Here is a 19365-nt window from a genome sequence, read left to right on the forward strand (position 1 = left end):
TCCAATCAGTTGCGGAACGGGAATTTGAAAGCACGCAGCAGTGCGCGACCTTCATCATCGTTCTTGGCAGTGGTGGTCAGGGTAATGTCCAGACCGCGGAGAGCATCGATCTTGTCGTAGTCGATTTCCGGGAAGATGATCTGCTCTTTTACGCCCATGCTGTAGTTGCCACGACCATCGAAGGACTTGGCATTCAGGCCGCGGAAGTCGCGAACCCGAGGCAGGGAGATCGACAGCAGACGATCCAGGAACTCGTACATACGATCGCGGCGCAGAGTTACTTTGACGCCGATCGGCCAACCTTCACGGACTTTAAAGCCAGCGATGGATTTCCGAGCGTAAGTCACAACAACTTTTTGACCGGTGATCTTTTCCAGGTCAGCAACAGCGTGCTCGATGACTTTTTTGTCGCCGATCGCTTCGCCCAGACCCATGTTCAGGGTGATTTTGGTAACGCGCGGAACTTCCATCACGTTCGCCAGCTTAAGTTCTTCCTTAAGCTTCGGAGCGATTTCCTTCCGGTAAATCTCTTTTAGTCGTGCCATGGTCTTCTACCTAGCAGTGTTCAAGCATCAACCGCTTTTTGGGTCGACTTGAAGACACGAATTTTCTTGCCGTCTTCAACTTTGAAACCAACGCGGTCAGCCTTGTTGGTTGCGCCGTTGAAAATGGCGACGTTGGAAGCGTGCAATGGCGCTTCTTTCTCGACGATACCGCCCTGTACGCCCGACATCGGGTTTGGCTTGGTATGACGCTTCACCAGGTTGATCCCACCAACGACCAGACGGTCGTCAGCGAGAACCTTGAGCACCTTACCGCGCTTACCTTTGTCTTTGCCGGCGATCACGATGATCTCGTCGTCACGACGAATCTTTTGCATGTCGGATCTCCTTACAGAACTTCTGGGGCGAGCGAGACGATCTTCATGAACTTCTCAGTACGAAGTTCACGGGTCACTGGCCCAAAGATACGGGTACCGATCGGCTCTTGCTTGTTGTTCAGAAGAACAGCAGCGTTGCCATCGAAGCGGATGATGGAGCCGTCTGCACGACGAACACCATGGCGAGTGCGGACTACAACAGCAGTCATCACTTGGCCTTTTTTCACCTTACCGCGCGGAATTGCTTCCTTGACGGTCACTTTGATGATGTCACCGATACCAGCGTAACGACGATGGGAGCCACCCAGCACCTTGATGCACATAACGCGGCGAGCGCCGCTGTTATCGGCCACATCGAGCATGGATTGAGTCTGAATCATATAATTTCTCCGACCCCTAGTCCTTAGACTTCCACAGCGCGTTCGAGGATATCAACCAATGCCCAAGACTTGGTCTTGGCTACCGGACGAGTTTCACGAATAGTGACTTTGTCGCCGATATGGCACTGATTGGTTTCGTCGTGCGCGTGCAGCTTAGTCGAACGCTTAACGTATTTACCGTAGATCGGGTGCTTTACGCGACGCTCAATCAGAACGGTGATGGTCTTGTCCATCTTGTCGCTGACAACACGGCCAGTCAGCGTACGGACGGTTTTTTCGGCTTCAGCCATGATTACTTACCTGCCTGCTGGTTGAGCACAGTCTTCACGCGAGCGATGTCACGCTTAACTTGCGAGAGCAGGTGAGACTGCCCCAACTGGCCAGTTGCTTTCTGCATACGCAGATTGAACTGGTCGCGCAGCAGGCCGAGCAGTTGCTCGTTCAGCTGCTGTGCTGATTTTTCACGAAGTTCATTCGCTTTCATCACATCACCGTCCGCTTAACAAAGGAGGTGGCGAGCGGCAGCTTTGCAGCAGCCAGGGCGAAAGCCTCACGCGCCAGCTCTTCAGTAACACCCTCGATTTCATACAGGACTTTGCCTGGCTGAATCTGGGCAACCCAGTACTCGACGTTACCCTTACCTTTACCCATACGAACTTCGAGGGGCTTTTTGGAAATAGGCTTGTCCGGGAATACACGGATCCAGATCTTGCCGCCACGTTTAACGTGACGGGTCAGAGCACGACGCGCTGACTCGATCTGACGAGCGGTGAGACGACCACGAGCTACAGACTTCAGCGCGAATTCGCCGAAGCTGACTTTGCTACCGCGCAATGCCAGACCACGGTTGTGGCCAGTCATTTGCTTGCGGAACTTCGTACGCTTTGGTTGCAACATTTGGCGTACCCCTTACTTAGCAGCTTTTTTACGAGGCGCTGGTGCTTGTGGTTTCAGTTCTTCTTGGCGACCACCAATTACTTCGCCTTTGAAGATCCAAACCTTTACACCGATCACACCATAAGTGGTGTGAGCTTCGTAGTTGGCATAGTCGATGTCGGCACGCAGGGTGTGCAGTGGCACACGACCTTCGCGATACCATTCAGTACGTGCGATTTCAGCACCGCCGAGACGACCGCTCACTTGGATTTTGATGCCTTTGGCACCAATGCGCATGGCGTTCTGTACAGCGCGCTTCATGGCGCGACGGAACATTACACGACGCTCCAGCTGCTGAGCTACGCTCTGCGCAACCAGCATACCGTCGAGCTCCGGCTTGCGGATCTCTTCGATATTGATGTGCACAGGCACACCCATTTGCTTGGTCAGGTCCTGACGCAGTTTCTCAACATCTTCACCTTTCTTCCCGATAACGATACCTGGACGAGCGGTGTGGATGGTGATGCGTGCTGTCTGAGCCGGACGATGGATATCGATACGGCTTACGGACGCGCTTTTTAGTTTGTCTTGGAGGTACTCACGCACCTGCAGATCTGCCAGCAGGTAGTCTGCGTAAGTGCGACCGTCTGCGTACCAGACGGAGGTGTGCTCCTTGACGATTCCCAGGCGAATGCCAATGGGATGTACTTTCTGACCCATCTCTTCGACTCCGTTACTTGTCAGCGACCTTGACAGTGATATGGCAAGACCGCTTGACGATGCGATCAGCACGGCCTTTGGCACGTGGCATGATGCGCTTCAGCGAACGCCCTTCGTTGACGAAAACGGTGGAGACCTTCAGGTCATCAACGTCTGCGCCTTCGTTATGCTCGGCGTTGGCTACAGCCGACTCCAGCACTTTCTTCAGGATCTCGGCGGCTTTCTTACTGCTGAAAGCCAACAGGTTGAGCGCTTCGCCCACCTTCTTCCCGCGGATCTGGTCGGCGACCAAGCGGGCTTTCTGGGCGGAGATTCGAGCGCCCGACAACTTAGCGGCTACTTCCATCGTTCCTTACCCCTTAACGCTTGGCTTTCTTGTCTGCCACGTGCCCACGATAAGTGCGGGTACCGGCAAACTCGCCCAGTTTATGGCCGACCATGTCTTCGCTCACGAGAACTGGGACATGTTGACGACCGTTATGCACAGCAATGGTCAGACCGACCATTTGTGGCAGGATCATCGAACGACGCGACCAGGTTTTCACTGGTTTGCGATCGTTCTTTTCCGCCGCCACTTCGATCTTCTTCAGTAGGTGAAGATCAATAAAAGGACCTTTTTTCAGAGAACGTGGCACTGTCGTATCCCTCTATTTACTTGCGACGACGGACGATCATTTTGTCGGTACGCTTATTACCACGAGTCTTCGCGCCCTTAGTCGGGAAGCCCCACGGCGATACCGGATGACGACCACCAGAGGTACGACCTTCACCACCACCATGTGGGTGGTCAACCGGGTTCATGGCAACACCACGAACGGTTGGGCGAACGCCACGCCAGCGTTTGGCACCAGCTTTACCCAGGGAACGCAGGCTGTGCTCGGAGTTCGAGACTTCACCAAGCGTTGCACGGCACTCAGCCAGTACTTTACGCATCTCACCGGAGCGAAGACGCAGAGTAACGTACACACCTTCACGAGCGATCAGCTGTGCAGAAGCACCAGCGGAACGAGCGATCTGTGCGCCTTTACCTGGTTTCAGTTCGATGCCGTGTACGGTGCTACCAACTGGAATGTTGCGCAGTTGAAGAGCGTTGCCTGGCTTGATTGGAGCCAGAGCACCAGCAATCAGCTGGTCGCCAGCACTCACGCCTTTAGGGGCGATGATGTAGCGACGCTCGCCGTCTGCGTACAGCAGCAAAGCGATGTGAGCAGTACGGTTTGGATCGTATTCGATACGCTCGACAGTGGCAGCGATGCCATCTTTGTCGTTGCGACGGAAGTCAACCAAACGATAATGCTGCTTATGACCACCACCCACGTGACGTGTAGTGATACGGCCATTGTTGTTACGACCACCAGACTTCGATTTTTTCTCGAGCAGCGGTGCGTGAGGAGCGCCTTTATGCAGCTCCTGGTTGACCACCTTGACCACAAAACGGCGGCCAGGGGAAGTCGGTTTGCATTTAACGATTGCCATGATGCACCCCTTCCTTACTCAGCACTGCTGCTGAAATCGAGATCTTGGCCTGGCTGAAGGGAGATAACTGCCTTCTTCCAGTCATTACGCTTGCCCAGACCGCGAGCAGTGCGCTTGCTCTTACCCAGAACATTCAGGGTAGTAACACGCTCTACTTTCACGCTGAACAGGCTTTCGACGGCCTTCTTGATTTCCAGCTTGGTTGCGTCAGTAGCAACCTTGAAAACGAACTGGCCTTTCTTGTCAGCCAGAACCGTGGCCTTCTCGGAAACGTGCGGGCCAAGTAGAACTTTAAATACGCGTTCCTGGTTCATCCCAGCAGCTCCTCGAATTTCTTCACGGCCGACACAGTGATCAACACTTTGTCGTATGCGATCAGACTAACTGGATCGGAACCTTGAACATCACGTACATCGACGTGAGGCAGGTTACGAGCAGCCAGGTACAGATTCTGGTCAACAGCGTCAGACACGATCAGAACATCGGTCAGACCCATGCCATTCAGCTTGCTCAGCAGATCTTTGGTTTTCGGTGCTTCGACAGCGAAGTCCTGAACCACGACCAGACGATCAGTACGGACCAGCTCACCAAGGATGGAACGCAGAGCAGCGCGATACATCTTCTTGTTGAGTTTCTGGGTGTGATCCTGAGGACGAGCTGCGAAAGTGGTACCGCCGCCACGCCAGATTGGGCTACGGATAGTACCGGCACGAGCGCGGCCAGTACCCTTCTGACGCCATGGGCGCTTACCGCCACCGGAAACGTCGGAACGGGTCTTTTGCTGCTTGCTGCCCTGACGACCGCCAGCCATGTAGGCTACGACTGCCTGGTGCACCAGTGTCTCGTTGAATTCGCCGCCAAATGTCAGTTCGGAAACTTCGATTGCTTGAGCGTCATTTACATTTAATTGCATGTCAGCTTCCCCTTAACCGCGAGCCTTGGCTGCTGGACGTACAACCAGATTGCCGCCAGTAGCGCCAGGAACAGCGCCCTTGACCAACAACAGATTGCGTTCAGCGTCCACGCGCACTACTTCGAGGGACTGCACGGTCACGCGCTCAGCGCCCATATGACCGGACATTTTTTTGCCCTTGAATACACGACCAGGAGTCTGGCACTGGCCGATAGAGCCTGGGACGCGGTGGGATACGGAGTTACCGTGGGTGTTATCCTGACCACGGAAATTCCAGCGCTTGATCGTACCCTGGAAGCCTTTACCTTTGGACTGACCGGTTACATCAACCAGTTGACCAGCAGCGAAGATTTCAGCGTTGATCAGATCGCCAGCCTTGTATTCGCCTTCTTCAAGACGGAATTCAAGAACAGTGCGACCAGCAGCTACGTTCGCCTTGGCGAAGTGGCCAGCTTGGGCAGCTGTAACACGCGAAGCGCGACGCTCGCCGACAGTGACTTGCACTGCACGATAGCCATCGGTTTCTTCGGTTTTGAACTGAGTGACGCGATTCGGCTCGATCTCAATGACCGTGACCGGAATGGAGACACCTTCTTCGGTGAAAATACGGGTCATACCGCATTTACGACCGACTACACCAATAGTCATGTTGTAAACCTCATGAGTGTACGGGGCTTTCACCCGCTATGGCCGCCCATTTCAGAGCGTTACACGACTAAGACCCGAGTCTTAGCCGAGGCTGATCTGCACTTCCACACCGGCCGCAAGATCAAGCTTCATAAGAGCATCAACGGTTTTATCCGTTGGCTGGACGATGTCCAGAACGCGCTTATGAGTGCGGATCTCGTACTGGTCGCGCGCGTCTTTGTTGACGTGCGGAGAAACCAGAACGGTGAACCGCTCTTTACGGGTCGGCAGTGGAATTGGACCACGCACCTGAGCACCAGTACGTTTCGCGGTTTCCACGATTTCCTGGGTTGATTGGTCGATCAGGCGATGGTCAAAAGCCTTCAACCTGATACGGATTTGCTGATTTTGCATTGGATTTCAGACTCCAGATTGCTGTTCCCACCGAGCGCAATACGCCCGTTAAAAGGAGGCGCAATTCTATAGACGAGCTAACAGAGTGTCAACCCAATAAAAAAGCCCCCGCAAGCGGAGGCTTTTTCTTGAATCAACGCTTAAGCGATGATTTTGGCTACGACGCCAGCGCCGACGGTACGACCGCCTTCACGGATAGCGAAACGCAGACCGTCTTCCATTGCGATTGGCTTGATCAGGGTAACGGAAACTTTCACGTTATCACCTGGCATTACCATCTCAACGCCTTCCGGCAGTTCGCAGCTACCAGTTACGTCGGTAGTACGGAAGTAGAACTGTGGACGGTAGCCTTTGAAGAACGGAGTGTGACGACCGCCTTCTTCTTTGCTCAGAACGTAGATTTCAGCTTCGAACTGAGTGTGCGGCTTGACGGTGCCTGGCTTGACCAGAACCTGGCCACGCTCAACGTCGTCACGCTTGGTGCCACGCAGCAGAACGCCGCAGTTCTCACCAGCACGGCCTTCGTCCAGCAGCTTGCGGAACATCTCAACGCCAGTGCAAGTAGTTTTGGTAGTGTCACGCAGACCTACGATTTCTACTTCTTCCTGGATCTTGATGATGCCACGCTCAACACGACCAGTTACAACAGTACCGCGACCGGAGATCGAGAATACGTCTTCGATTGGCATCAGGAACGGCTTGTCGATAGCGCGCTCTGGCTCTGGGATGTAGCTGTCCAGAGTTTCAACCAGCTTCTTGACAGCCGAAGTACCCATCTCGTTGTCGTCCTGGCCGTTCAGAGCCATCAGAGCCGAACCGATGATGATCGGAGTGTCGTCGCCCGGGAAGTCGTAAGTGCTCAGCAGATCGCGCACTTCCATCTCAACCAGTTCCAGCAGCTCAGCGTCGTCAACCATGTCAGCCTTGTTCAGGAAGACAACGATGTACGGAACGCCAACCTGACGGGACAGCAGGATGTGCTCACGAGTTTGTGGCATCGGACCATCAGCGGCCGAACAAACCAGGATCGCGCCGTCCATCTGGGCAGCACCGGTGATCATGTTTTTTACGTAGTCGGCGTGACCTGGGCAGTCAACGTGTGCGTAGTGACGCACGGACGAATCGTATTCAACGTGAGCGGTGTTGATGGTGATACCACGAGCTTTCTCTTCCGGGGCGCTGTCGATCTTGTCGAAGTCAACCTTTGCGGAACCGAAAACTTCGGAGCAAACGCGAGTCAGAGCAGCGGTCAGAGTGGTTTTACCATGGTCAACGTGACCGATGGTGCCAACGTTGACGTGCGGTTTGTTACGTTCAAATTTTTCTTTAGCCACGACAGTGAACTCCTAGCCTAAAGGGGCTGAATCAGCCTTGTTTTTTAACGATAGCTTCGACGACATTCGACGGAGCTTCGGAGTATTTGGAGAATTCCATAGAGTAGCTCGCGCGACCCTGAGACATGGAGCGGACGTCGGTCGCATAACCGAACATCTCACCCAACGGAACCTCGGCGCGGATAACCTTGCCGGAAACCGTATCTTCCATACCCTGGATCAGACCACGACGACGGTTCAGGTCACCCATCACGTCACCCATGTAGTCCTCAGGTGTTACAACTTCAACCTTCATGATCGGCTCAAGAACAACACCGCCACCCTTGGTAGCCAGTTGCTTGGTCGCCATGGAGGCCGCCACCTTGAACGCCATCTCGTTGGAGTCGACGTCGTGGTAAGAACCATCGAAAACGGTAGCCTTCAGGCCGATCAGCGGATAGCCGGCAACAACACCGTTCTTCATCTGCTCTTCGATACCCTTCTGGATAGCCGGGATGTATTCCTTAGGAACAACACCACCAACTACTTCGTTCACGAATTGCAGACCTTCCTGACCTTCGTCAGCAGGGGCAAAACGGATCCAGCAATGGCCAAACTGACCACGACCGCCGGACTGACGAACGAACTTGCCTTCGATCTCACAAGCCTTCGTGATCTTCTCACGATAGGAAACCTGTGGTTTACCGATGTTGGCTTCGACGTTGAACTCACGGCGCATCCGGTCAACCAGGATGTCCAGGTGCAATTCGCCCATGCCAGAGATGATCGTTTGACCAGTCTCTTCATCAGTCTTGACGCGGAAAGACGGGTCTTCCTGAGCAAGCTTGCCCAGTGCGATACCCATTTTTTCCTGGTCATCCTTGGTTTTTGGCTCAACGGCAACCGAAATAACCGGCTCCGGGAAGTCCATACGAACCAGGATGATTGGCTTTTCAGCGGAGCAGAGGGTATCACCAGTGGTGACGTCCTTCATGCCGATCAGGGCCGCGATGTCACCAGCGCGAACTTCCTTGATCTCTTCACGGGTGTTTGCGTGCATTTGCACCATACGACCCACGCGCTCTTTCTTGCCTTTTACCGAGTTGATCACGCCGTCGCCGGAGCTCAACACGCCCGAGTAAACGCGGGCAAAGGTCAAGGTACCCACGAATGGGTCGGTAGCGATCTTGAACGCCAGAGCCGAGAACGGCTCGTTGTCGTCTGCATGACGCTCCATTTCAACAGTCTCGTCATCCGGATCGGAACCCTTGATGGCAGGAATGTCGACTGGTGCAGGCAGGTAGTCGATAACGGCGTCGAGAACCAGGGGAACACCCTTGTTCTTGAAGGAAGAACCACAAACAGCAAGAACGATTTCGCCAGCGATTGTGCGCTGACGCAGTGCGCCCTTGATTTCCTCGATGGAAAGCTCTTCGCCTTCGAGGTACTTGTTCATCAGCTCTTCGTTGGCTTCAGCAGCTGCTTCAACCATGTTGCTGCGCCACTCTTCAGCCAATTCCTGCAGTTCAGCAGGGATCGCCTCGCGACGAGCAGCCATACCCTTGTCAGCATCATCCCAGTAAACAGCTTCCATGGTCATCAGATCGATCTGACCCTGGAAATTGTCTTCTGCACCGATAGCCAACTGGATTGGCACTGGAGTGTGACCCAGACGCTGTTTGATCTGACCGATCACGCGCAGGAAGTTCGCACCAGCACGGTCCATCTTGTTTACATAAACAAGACGCGGAACGCCGTATTTGTTGGCTTGACGCCATACGGTTTCCGACTGAGGCTCAACGCCCGAAGTACCGCAGAAAACCACGACAGCACCGTCGAGAACACGCAGCGAACGCTCTACTTCAATAGTGAAGTCAACGTGGCCGGGGGTATCGATGATGTTGAAGCGATACTTGTCGAATTGCTTGGCAGAACCAGCCCAGAAGGCTGTGGTTGCAGCGGAAGTAATGGTAATACCCCGCTCCTGCTCTTGAACCATCCAGTCCATGGTCGCGGCGCCATCATGCACCTCGCCCATTTTGTGGTTTACGCCAGTGTAAAAAAGGACGCGCTCGGTGGTCGTGGTTTTACCAGCGTCCACGTGAGCAACGATACCGATGTTACGGTAGCGGTTAATCGGAGTAGTACGAGCCATAAAGCCCTCGCAAAATTAGTGACGCCGGAATTAGAAGCGGTAGTGCGAGAAAGCTTTGTTAGCTTCAGCCATACGGTGCACGTCTTCACGCTTCTTAACTGCAGCACCTTTACCTTCGGCGGCGTCCAACAGTTCGCCAGCCAAACGCAGAGCCATAGACTTTTCGCCACGCTTGCGCGCGAAGTCTACCAGCCAGCGCATTGCCAATGCATTACGACGGGACGGACGAACTTCAACCGGAACCTGGTAAGTAGCACCGCCTACACGGCGCGACTTCACTTCGACCAGCGGAGCGATGGCGTCGAGAGCTTTCTCGAAGATTTCCAGGGGGTCGCTGTTCTTGCGTTCTTTAACCTTGTCCAGCGCGCCATAAACGATACGCTCGGCAACGGCTTTCTTGCCGCTTTCCATCACGTGGTTCATGAACTTGGCCAGGATTTGGCTTCCGTATTTTGGATCGTCAAGCACTTCGCGCTTGGCTGCTACGCGTCTTCTTGGCATGGATAAGCCCTCAAACGGTCTTCAGGTTAGCTCGGAACCACCATCCCCTTAGGAATGCGTCCGACCTTACTCTTATCGACTCAGAAAAATAGAAATCTGCAAACTCAATCAGAAGCCGAATACTACTTAGGCTTCTTGGTACCGTATTTCGAGCGACCCTGGTTACGACCTTTAACGCCGGAAGTATCCAAAGAACCACGAACGGTGTGATAACGAACACCTGGCAAGTCTTTTACACGACCGCCACGGATCAGTACCACGCTGTGCTCTTGCAGGTTGTGACCTTCACCACCGATGTACGAGGAAACCTCGAAACCGTTGGTCAGGCGCACACGGCAGACTTTACGCAATGCCGAGTTAGGTTTTTTCGGCGTGGTGGTATACACACGAGTGCACACACCGCGACGTTGCGGGCAGTTCTGCAGCGCAGGCACGTCGGATTTCTCGACGATACGCTTACGCGGCTGACGTACCAGCTGGTTGATAGTTGCCATCTACTAGCTCCACTGTTGTCTTGCGACGCTATTGTCTTACAAGAAAGCAAATGACAGGGCGTAAGCCCCGCCAAATTTAGGGGTACAAGAGTCTAAAGAGGATCCTGCCCCCAGTCAAGACAAAGCCCCGACCTCTTCACCCGGCGAACACAGCAAAAAACTGTGGTCGCCGGAAGAAAAATGCCGAGGCTTTACTCTTAATTACCGCTGGAGTTCAACGCTTCAGTCAGAGCGGCTTCTACTTCGCTCGCGCTGACACGCAACGGTTTGTCGATATCACGGCGACGCTTGCGCTCGCTGTGGTATGCCAGACCGGTACCAGCCGGGATCAGACGACCCACGACTACGTTTTCCTTCAGGCCGCGCAGGTAGTCACGCTTGCCGGTCACTGCCGCTTCGGTCAGTACGCGGGTTGTCTCCTGGAAGGAGGCCGCGGAGATGAACGACTCGGTGGACAGGGAAGCTTTGGTGATACCCAGCAATACACGAGTGAACTTGGAGACAAACTTGTCTTCCGCGCTCAGACGCTCGTTCTCTACGAGAACGTGAGTCAGCTCCATCTGGTCGCCCTTGATGAAACTGGAATCGCCGGATTCGGCAATTTCAACTTTACGCAGCATCTGACGCAGGATGGTCTCGATGTGCTTGTCGTTGATCTTCACGCCCTGCAGACGATAAACGTCCTGGATCTCGTTGACGATGTACTTGGCGAGAGCACTTACACCCAGCAGACGCAGGATGTCGTGCGGATCGCTAGGACCGTCGGAAATAACTTCACCACGGTTGACCTGCTCACCTTCGAACACGTTCAGGTGACGCCATTTCGGGATCAGCTCTTCGTACGGATCGCTACCGTCGTTCGGAGTGATGACCAGACGGCGCTTGCCTTTGGTCTCTTTACCGAACGCGATGGTGCCGCTGACTTCAGCAAGAATCGACGCCTCTTTCGGACGACGAGCTTCGAACAGGTCGGCAACACGCGGCAGACCACCGGTGATGTCACGGGTTTTCGAAGTTTCTTGCGGGATACGAGCGATAACATCACCGATCGCGATCTGCGCACCGTCCGCCACGCCAACAAGGGCGTTTGCTGGCAGGAAGTACTGAGCCGGCACGTCAGTACCTGGCAGCAGCAGATCCTTGCCATCCAGACCCACCATCTTGACGGCAGGACGAATGTCCTTACCGGCAGCTGGACGGTCCTTGGCATCAAGAACTTCAATGTTGGTCATACCGGTCAATTCGTCTGTCTGACGCTTGATCGTGATGCCTTCTTCCATGCCCACGTAGGTCACGGTACCTTTCATTTCGGTAACGATCGGGTGGGTATGCGGATCCCACTTGGCCACGATCGAACCAGCGTCGACCTTGTCGCCTTCCTTCACCGAAATCACTGCACCGTAAGGCAGCTTGTAACGCTCACGCTCACGACCGAAGTCATCAGCGATAGCCAGCTCACCGGAACGGGACACGGCTACCAGGTGGCCATCCACTCGCTCAACGTGTTTCAGGTTGTGCAGGCGAACAGTACCGCCGTTCTTGACCTGGACGCTGTCGGCAGCCGAAGTACGGCTTGCAGCACCACCGATGTGGAACGTACGCATTGTCAGCTGGGTACCAGGCTCACCGATCGACTGGGCAGCGATAACGCCGACAGCTTCACCGATGTTGACCTGATGACCACGAGCCAGGTCGCGACCGTAGCACTTGGCGCAGATGCCGTAGCGGGTTTCACAGCTGATTGGCGAGCGAACGATCACTTCGTCGATGCTGTTCAGCTCGATGAACTCGACCCACTTCTCGTCTACCAGCGTGCCAGCAGGCACGATAACGTCTTCGGTGCCTGGCTTGAATACGTCACGGGCGATAACTCGACCCAGAACGCGCTCACCCAGAGGCTCTACAACGTCACCGCCTTCAATGTGCGGAGTCATCAGCAGGCCATGCTCGGTACCGCAGTCAACTTCGGTAACGACCAGATCCTGTGCAACGTCCACCAGACGACGGGTCAGGTAACCGGAGTTAGCGGTTTTCAACGCGGTATCCGCAAGACCTTTACGAGCACCGTGAGTCGAGATGAAGTACTGAAGTACGCTCAGGCCTTCACGGAAGTTCGCAGTGATCGGCGTCTCGATGATCGAGCCGTCCGGCTTGGCCATCAGACCACGCATACCGGCCAGCTGACGAATCTGAGCAGCAGAACCCCGGGCACCGGAGTCAGCCATCATGTACATCGAGTTGAACGATTCCTGGTCAACAGTCTCACCGTGACGGTCGACAACCTTCTCTTTCGAGAGGTTCGACATCATCGCCTTGGAGACTTCATCGTTGGCCTTGGACCAAAGGTCGATCACCTTGTTGTACTTCTCGCCCTGAGTTACCAGGCCCGAGGCGTACTGACTTTCGATTTCCTTAACTTCTTCGGTAGCAGCATCGATGATGCGAGCTTTTTCATCCGGGATAACGAAGTCGTTAACACCGATCGAAACACCCGAAATGGTCGAATAGGCAAAACCGGTATACATCAGCTGGTCAGCGAAAATGACGGTCTCTTTCAGACCAACCACGCGGTAGCACTGGTTGATCAGCTTGGAGATCGCCTTTTTCTTCATCGGCTGGTTGACGACGTCATAGGACAGGCCGGCCGGAACCACCTGGAACAGCAGCGCACGGCCGACAGTGGTGTCGACGATACGGGTGTTCTTGACGCTGCCGCCATCACGATCATTGATCGTTTCATGGATACGGACTTTGACCTTGGCGTGCAGAGCTGCTTCGCCGGCGCGGAATACGCGGTCGACTTCCTGCAGATCCGCAAACACACGACCTTCGCCCTTGGCGTTGATCGCTTCACGAGTCATGTAGTACAGACCCAGTACAACGTCCTGCGAAGGAACGATGATTGGCTCACCGTTCGCTGGCGAAAGGATGTTGTTGGTCGACATCATCAGCGCACGCGCTTCGAGCTGGGCTTCCAGCGTCAGCGGTACGTGAACGGCCATCTGGTCACCGTCGAAGTCGGCGTTGTATGCCGCACAGACCAGAGGGTGAAGCTGGATTGCCTTGCCTTCGATCAGAACCGGCTCGAACGCCTGGATACCCAGACGGTGAAGCGTCGGTGCACGGTTGAGCAGGACCGGGTGTTCGCGAATCACTTCAGCAAGAACGTCCCAGACCTCTGGCAGCTCGCGCTCGACCATTTTCTTGGCAGCTTTGATGGTCGTGGCCAGGCCACGCATTTCCAGCTTGCCGAAAATGAACGGTTTGAACAGCTCGAGAGCCATCTTCTTCGGCAGACCGCACTGGTGCAGACGCAGGGTCGGACCCACGGTAATTACCGAACGACCGGAGTAGTCAACACGCTTACCGAGCAAGTTCTGACGGAAACGACCTTGCTTACCCTTGATCATGTCGGCCAGGGATTTCAGAGGACGCTTGTTGGAACCGGTGATAGCGCGGCCACGACGACCGTTGTCGAGCAGGGCATCGACAGCTTCCTGCAACATACGCTTTTCGTTGCGCACGATGATGTCCGGAGCAGACAGATCCAGCAGGCGCTTCAAACGGTTGTTACGATTGATCACTCGACGATACAGATCGTTGAGGTCGGAAGTCGCGAAACGACCGCCATCCAGCGGAACCAGAGGACGCAGATCTGGCGGCAGAACCGGCAGAACGGTCAGGACCATCCACTCAGGCAGGTTGCCCGAGCCCTGGAAGGCTTCCATCAGTTTCAGACGCTTGGACAGCTTCTTGATCTTGGTTTCGGAGTTGGTTTGCGGAATCTCTTCACGCAGACGGCCAATCTCGTGCTCCAGATCGATAGCGTGCAGCAGTTCACGGACGGCTTCGGCACCCATGCGGGCATCGAAATCATCACCGAACTCTTCCAGCGCTTCGAAGTACTGCTCGTCGTTCAGCAGCTGACCTTTCTCAAGAGTGGTCATGCCTGGATCGATAACGACATAGCTCTCGAAATAGAGAACGCGCTCGATATCACGCAGGGTCATGTCCATCAGCAGGCCGATACGAGACGGCAGGGACTTCAGGAACCAGATGTGGGCAACCGGCGAAGCCAGTTCGATGTGGGCCATACGCTCACGACGAACTTTTGCCAGTGCAACTTCAACGCCGCACTTCTCGCAGATCACACCACGATGCTTCAGGCGCTTGTACTTACCGCACAAGCACTCGTAATCCTTGACCGGGCCAAAGATCTTGGCGCAGAACAGGCCGTCACGCTCAGGCTTGAACGTACGGTAGTTGATGGTTTCCGGCTTTTTAACTTCACCGAACGACCACGAGCGGATCATCTCAGGCGACGCCAACCCGATACGGATCGCGTCAAACTCTTCGACTTGACCCTGGTTTTTCAGCAAATTCAGTAGGTCTTTCAAGGCTTTCCCTCCTGGCGGAGCAGGGAGCGGACCATACGGCACCGCTCCCGATTCGCGTCACGTGTTATTCGGTTTCCAGATCGATATCGATACCGAGCGAACGGATTTCTTTGATCAACACGTTGAAGGACTCGGGCATGCCCGGCTCCATACGGTGATCGCCGTCCACGATGTTTTTGTACATCTTGGTACGACCGTTCACATCGTCCGACTTCACTGTGAGCATTTCTTGCAGAGTGTACGCCGCGCCGTATGCTTCCAGCGCCCACACTTCCATCTCCCCGAAACGCTGACCACCGAACTGCGCCTTACCACCCAGCGGCTGCTGGGTAACCAGGCTGTAAGAACCAGTGGAACGCGCGTGCATCTTGTCGTCCACCAAGTGGTTCAGCTTCAGCATGTACATGTAGCCAACAGTTACAGCGCGCTCAAACTTGTTGCCGGTACGACCGTCAAACAGTTGCATCTGGCCGCTTTCCGGCATGTCTGCCAGTTTGAGCATTGCCTTGATTTCACGCTCTTTGGCACCGTCGAAAACCGGAGTAGCCATAGGCACGCCATTGCGAAGGTTCTTCGCGAGGTCTTGAACTTCCTTGTCGGACAGATCATCCAGGCTTTCCTGGCGACCGCCGATTTCGTTGTAGATCTCGTTGAGGAACTTGCGCAGTTCGGCAACTTTACGCTGTTCTTCGAGCATGCGATTGATCTTCTCGCCCAGACCTTTGGCCGCGAGGCCCAGGTGAGTTTCGAGAATCTGACCAACGTTCATACGCGAAGGTACGCCCAGCGGGTTGAGTACGATGTCCACAGGCGTGCCATTGGCATCGTGTGGCATGTCTTCAACCGGCATGATCACGGAGACCACACCCTTGTTACCGTGGCGACCGGCCATCTTGTCGCCCGGCTGGATGCGACGACGGATTGCCAGGTAGACCTTGACGATTTTCAGAACGCCTGGAGCAAGGTCATCACCCTGCTGCAGCTTGCGCTTCTTGTCTTCAAACTTGTCATCGAGCAGACGACGACGATCAACGATGTAAGCCTGTGCCTTTTCGAGCTGCTCGTTCAGAGCATCTTCAGCCATGCGCAGTTTGAACCACTGACCATGTTCAAGACCGTCCAGAACTTCATCGGTGATTTCCTGACCTTTCTTCAGGCCAGCACCGCCTTCAACTACGCGACCAACCAGAGCAGCACGCAGACGCTCGAAAGTAGCGCCTTCGACGATACGGAACTCTTCGTTCAGGTCCTTGCGGATCTCGTCGAGTTGCGACTTCTCGATGGAAAGTGCACGAGCATCACGCTCTACACCATCACGGGTGAAGACCTGAACGTCGATGACAGTACCCTTGGTACCGGTAGGTACACGCAGGGAAGTGTCTTTAACGTCGCTGGCTTTTTCACCGAAGATGGCGCGCAGCAGTTTTTCTTCCGGAGTCAGCTGGGTTTCACCTTTAGGGGTGACCTTGCCAACCAGGATGTCGCCGGCGCCCACTTCGGCACCCACATAAACGATACCGGCTTCGTCCAGTTTGTTCAGAGCCGCTTCACCCACGTTAGGGATGTCAGCAGTGATTTCCTCTGGGCCAAGCTTGGTGTCACGAGCAACGCAAGTGAGTTCCTGGATATGGATCGTGGTGAAACGATCTTCCTGAACCACACGCTCGGACAGACAGATGGAGTCTTCGAAGTTGAAACCGTTCCAGGCCATGAACGCGATGCGCATGTTCTGACCCAGAGCCAGCTCACCCATGTCGGTGGACGGACCGTCGGCCATGATGTCGCTGCGCTGAACGCGATCACCCTTGCTCACCAGCGGACGCTGGTTGATGCAGGTGTTCTGGTTCGAACGGGTGTACTTGGTCAGGTTGTAGATATCTACACCCGCCTCGCCCGTTTCAACTTCGTCATCGGCAACGCGCACAACGATACGGCTTGCATCGACCGAGTCGATCACGCCGCCACGACGAGCCACGACGCAAACGCCGGAGTCACGGGCAACGTTACGCTCCATGCCAGTACCTACCAGCGGCTTGTCGGCACGCAGGGTTGGTACAGCCTGACGCTGCATGTTCGAACCCATCAACGCACGGTTGGCGTCGTCGTGCTCGAGGAACGGAATCAGGGAAGCTGCGACCGAAACTACCTGCTTGGGCGAAACGTCCATCAGGGTTACGTCGGCAGGCGCCTTGACGGTAAATTCGTTCAGGTGACGAACGGCTACCAGCTCGTCGATCAGCTCATTCTTGTCGTTCATTGCGGCCGAAGCCTGTGCAATGACGTGGTCCGCTTCTTCGATTGCCGAAAGGAAAACGATTTCGTCGGTTACCAGGCCTTCTTTCACAACGCGGTACGGGCTCTCGAGGAAACCATACTGGTTGGTACGGGCGTAGGCCGCCAGGGAGTTGATCAGGCCGATGTTCGGACCTTCCGGCGTTTCAATCGGGCATACACGACCGTAGTGAGTCGGGTGTACGTCACGAACTTCAAAGCCGGCGCGCTCACGAGTCAGACCACCAGGGCCGAGTGCAGAAACACGGCGCTTGTGGGTAATCTCGGACAGCGGGTTGTTCTGGTCCATGAACTGGGAAAGCTGGCTGGAACCGAAGAACTCCTTGACTGCCGCAGCGACAGGCTTGGCGTTGATCAGGTCCTGAGGCATCAGGCCTTCGCTTTCTGCCATGGACAGACGTTCTTTTACAGCACGCTCTACGCGGACCAGACCGACACGGAACTGGTTCTCGGCCATTTCGCCAACGCAACGAACACGACGGTTACCCAGGTGATCGATGTCATCGACAATGCCTTTACCGTTACGGATATCGACGAGAGTCTTCAGAACGGCAACGATGTCTTCCTTGCACAGGACGCCCGAACCTTCGATCTCGGTGCGACCGATACGACGGTTGAACTTCATGCGGCCTACAGCAGACAGGTCATAGCGCTCTGGGCTGAAGAACAGGTTGTTGAACAGTGTTTCAGCGGCATCTTTGGTCGGTGGCTCACCAGGACGCATCATGCGATAGATTTCGACCAGGGCTTCCAGTTGGTTGCCGGTGGAATCGATCTTCAATGTGTCGGAGATGAACGGACCGCAATCGATGTCGTTGGTGTACAGAGTCTCGATCCGAACGACCTGAGCCTTGGCGATTTTTGCCAGGATTTCAGTGTTCAGCTCGGTGTTGCATTCAGCGATGATTTCACCAGTCGCAGGATGCACGATGACCTTGGCGGTAGTGCGGCCCAGGACGTAGTCCAGCGGCACTTCCAGCTCTTTGATCCCGGCTTTTTCCAGCTGATTGATGTGGCGAGCGGTAATACGGCGACCTTGCTCGACAATAACCTTGCCGTTGCCATCCTGGATATCGAGGACCGCAATTTCACCACGCAGGCGCTGAGGCACCAGTTCCAGGCTCAGGTTTTCACCGCGAACATGGAAAACGTTGGTGGTATAAAACGCATCAAGCACTTGCTCGGTCGTGTAACCCAGAGCGCGCAGCAGTACGGAAGCAGGCAGCTTGCGACGACGGTCGATACGGACGAATACGCAGTCTTTCGGATCGAACTCGAAGTCCAGCCACGAGCCACGGTAAGGAATGATGCGAGCGGAGTACAGCAGCTTGCCGGAGCTATGCGTCTTGCCACGATCGTGGTCGAAGAATACGCCTGGCGAACGGTGAAGCTGGGACACGATTACACGCTCGGTACCGTTGATAACGAAGGTACCGTTTTCAGTCATCAGGGGGATTTCACCCATGTAGACTTCTTGCTCTTTGATGTCCTTGATCGCTTTGTTCGACGACTCTTTGTCGAAGATGATCAGACGGACCTTGACTCGCAGAGGTACAGCGTAAGTCACACCGCGCAGCACGCACTCTTTGACATCAAATGCCGGTTCGCCCAAGCGATAACCTACATACTCCAGCGCAGCATTGCCGGAGTAGCTGATGATCGGGAAAACGGATTTGAAGGCTGCATGCAGACCGACGTCGCGGAACTGATCTTTGGTCGCTCCCGCCTGCAGGAATTCGCGATACGAATCCAGCTGGATGGCCAGTAGATACGGCACATCCATTACGTCCGGCAACTTGCTAAAGTCCTTGCGGATACGTTTTTTCTCAGTATATGAGTAAGCCATCAGCGTTCCCCAGCTTGGTCACCTGCTTGTTTGGCTCCCTCCGACGGAAGCAGCCAGAAAATCGTGCAAACCCCTTGGTCT

At 54.9% G+C, this 19365-nt stretch carries 20 protein-coding genes; all 20 read right to left on the minus strand.

Annotated elements, in window-relative coordinates; genetic code table 11:
• Positions 1-5 precede the first annotated feature (5 nt).
• The 20 genes from rplE to rpoB all read right to left on the minus strand — a co-directional run bounded on the left by rplE (position 6) and on the right by rpoB (position 19284).
• Positions 6-545 carry a 50S ribosomal protein L5 gene (rplE, locus tag KQP88_RS21800; RefSeq protein ID WP_004883677.1) on the minus strand — a complete coding sequence of 180 codons (540 nt, stop codon included), beginning with the start codon at positions 543-545 and terminating at the stop codon, positions 6-8.
• A 20-nt stretch (positions 546-565) separates the two neighbouring features.
• The gene (gene rplX / locus KQP88_RS21805; RefSeq protein ID WP_002555478.1) at positions 566-880 is read right to left on the minus strand and encodes a 50S ribosomal protein L24; all 315 of its coding nucleotides are present in this window, start codon (positions 878-880) and stop codon (positions 566-568) included.
• A gap of 11 nt (positions 881-891) precedes the next feature.
• Positions 892-1260, minus strand: a complete 369-nt coding sequence (gene rplN / locus KQP88_RS21810) for a 50S ribosomal protein L14 (protein WP_002555479.1) — start codon at positions 1258-1260, stop codon at positions 892-894.
• Between the two features lie 23 nt (positions 1261-1283).
• Positions 1284-1550 carry a 30S ribosomal protein S17 gene (gene rpsQ / locus KQP88_RS21815; protein WP_002555480.1) on the minus strand — a complete coding sequence of 89 codons (267 nt, stop codon included), beginning with the start codon at positions 1548-1550 and terminating at the stop codon, positions 1284-1286.
• 2 nt (positions 1551-1552) lie between these two features.
• Positions 1553-1744: a 50S ribosomal protein L29 gene (gene rpmC / locus KQP88_RS21820; protein ID WP_002555481.1), complete on the minus strand. Its 192-nt coding sequence runs from the start codon at positions 1742-1744 to the stop codon at positions 1553-1555.
• Positions 1744-2157, minus strand: coding sequence for a 50S ribosomal protein L16 (rplP, locus tag KQP88_RS21825; protein WP_025262050.1), 414 nt, complete (start codon positions 2155-2157; stop codon positions 1744-1746). The genes rpmC and rplP overlap by 1 nt, the downstream gene beginning before the upstream one ends.
• Positions 2158-2169: 12 nt before the next feature.
• Positions 2170-2856, minus strand: a complete 687-nt coding sequence (gene rpsC / locus KQP88_RS21830) for a 30S ribosomal protein S3 (protein ID WP_025262051.1) — start codon at positions 2854-2856, stop codon at positions 2170-2172.
• Between the two features lie 13 nt (positions 2857-2869).
• The gene (gene rplV, locus KQP88_RS21835; protein ID WP_002555485.1) at positions 2870-3202 is read right to left on the minus strand and encodes a 50S ribosomal protein L22; all 333 of its coding nucleotides are present in this window, start codon (positions 3200-3202) and stop codon (positions 2870-2872) included.
• A 13-nt stretch (positions 3203-3215) separates the two neighbouring features.
• Positions 3216-3491 carry a 30S ribosomal protein S19 gene (rpsS, locus tag KQP88_RS21840; protein WP_004883670.1) on the minus strand — a complete coding sequence of 92 codons (276 nt, stop codon included), beginning with the start codon at positions 3489-3491 and terminating at the stop codon, positions 3216-3218.
• Positions 3492-3507: 16 nt separating this feature from the next.
• Positions 3508-4332 carry a 50S ribosomal protein L2 gene (gene rplB, locus KQP88_RS21845; RefSeq protein WP_007924198.1) on the minus strand — a complete coding sequence of 275 codons (825 nt, stop codon included), beginning with the start codon at positions 4330-4332 and terminating at the stop codon, positions 3508-3510.
• Positions 4333-4346: 14 nt separating this feature from the next.
• Positions 4347-4646, minus strand: coding sequence for a 50S ribosomal protein L23 (rplW, locus tag KQP88_RS21850; RefSeq protein ID WP_002555488.1), 300 nt, complete (start codon positions 4644-4646; stop codon positions 4347-4349).
• Positions 4643-5245 carry a 50S ribosomal protein L4 gene (gene rplD, locus KQP88_RS21855; RefSeq protein WP_117163586.1) on the minus strand — a complete coding sequence of 201 codons (603 nt, stop codon included), beginning with the start codon at positions 5243-5245 and terminating at the stop codon, positions 4643-4645. The genes rplW and rplD overlap by 4 nt, the downstream gene beginning before the upstream one ends.
• A gap of 12 nt (positions 5246-5257) precedes the next feature.
• A complete protein-coding gene (gene rplC / locus KQP88_RS21860; protein WP_025262053.1) occupies positions 5258-5893 on the minus strand; it encodes a 50S ribosomal protein L3 in 636 nt (211 codons plus the stop codon).
• 81 nt (positions 5894-5974) lie between these two features.
• Positions 5975-6286, minus strand: coding sequence for a 30S ribosomal protein S10 (gene rpsJ, locus KQP88_RS21865; protein WP_003186070.1), 312 nt, complete (start codon positions 6284-6286; stop codon positions 5975-5977).
• A 140-nt stretch (positions 6287-6426) separates the two neighbouring features.
• Positions 6427-7620: an elongation factor Tu gene (gene tuf / locus KQP88_RS21870; RefSeq protein ID WP_025262054.1), complete on the minus strand. Its 1194-nt coding sequence runs from the start codon at positions 7618-7620 to the stop codon at positions 6427-6429.
• Positions 7621-7651: 31 nt separating this feature from the next.
• Positions 7652-9754 carry an elongation factor G gene (fusA, locus tag KQP88_RS21875; protein WP_025262055.1) on the minus strand — a complete coding sequence of 701 codons (2103 nt, stop codon included), beginning with the start codon at positions 9752-9754 and terminating at the stop codon, positions 7652-7654.
• Positions 9755-9784: 30 nt separating this feature from the next.
• Positions 9785-10255 carry a 30S ribosomal protein S7 gene (rpsG, locus tag KQP88_RS21880; RefSeq protein ID WP_010490886.1) on the minus strand — a complete coding sequence of 157 codons (471 nt, stop codon included), beginning with the start codon at positions 10253-10255 and terminating at the stop codon, positions 9785-9787.
• 122 nt (positions 10256-10377) lie between these two features.
• A complete protein-coding gene (gene rpsL / locus KQP88_RS21885; RefSeq protein ID WP_002555494.1) occupies positions 10378-10749 on the minus strand; it encodes a 30S ribosomal protein S12 in 372 nt (123 codons plus the stop codon).
• Positions 10750-10946: 197 nt separating this feature from the next.
• Positions 10947-15146: a DNA-directed RNA polymerase subunit beta' gene (gene rpoC, locus KQP88_RS21890; protein ID WP_200994438.1), complete on the minus strand. Its 4200-nt coding sequence runs from the start codon at positions 15144-15146 to the stop codon at positions 10947-10949.
• A 64-nt stretch (positions 15147-15210) separates the two neighbouring features.
• A complete protein-coding gene (rpoB, locus tag KQP88_RS21895; RefSeq protein WP_200986236.1) occupies positions 15211-19284 on the minus strand; it encodes a DNA-directed RNA polymerase subunit beta in 4074 nt (1357 codons plus the stop codon).
• Positions 19285-19365: the final 81 nt, after the last annotated feature.

It is taken from the genome of Pseudomonas lijiangensis (genome assembly GCF_018968705.1).
Lineage (GTDB): Bacteria > Pseudomonadota > Gammaproteobacteria > Pseudomonadales > Pseudomonadaceae > Aquipseudomonas > Aquipseudomonas lijiangensis.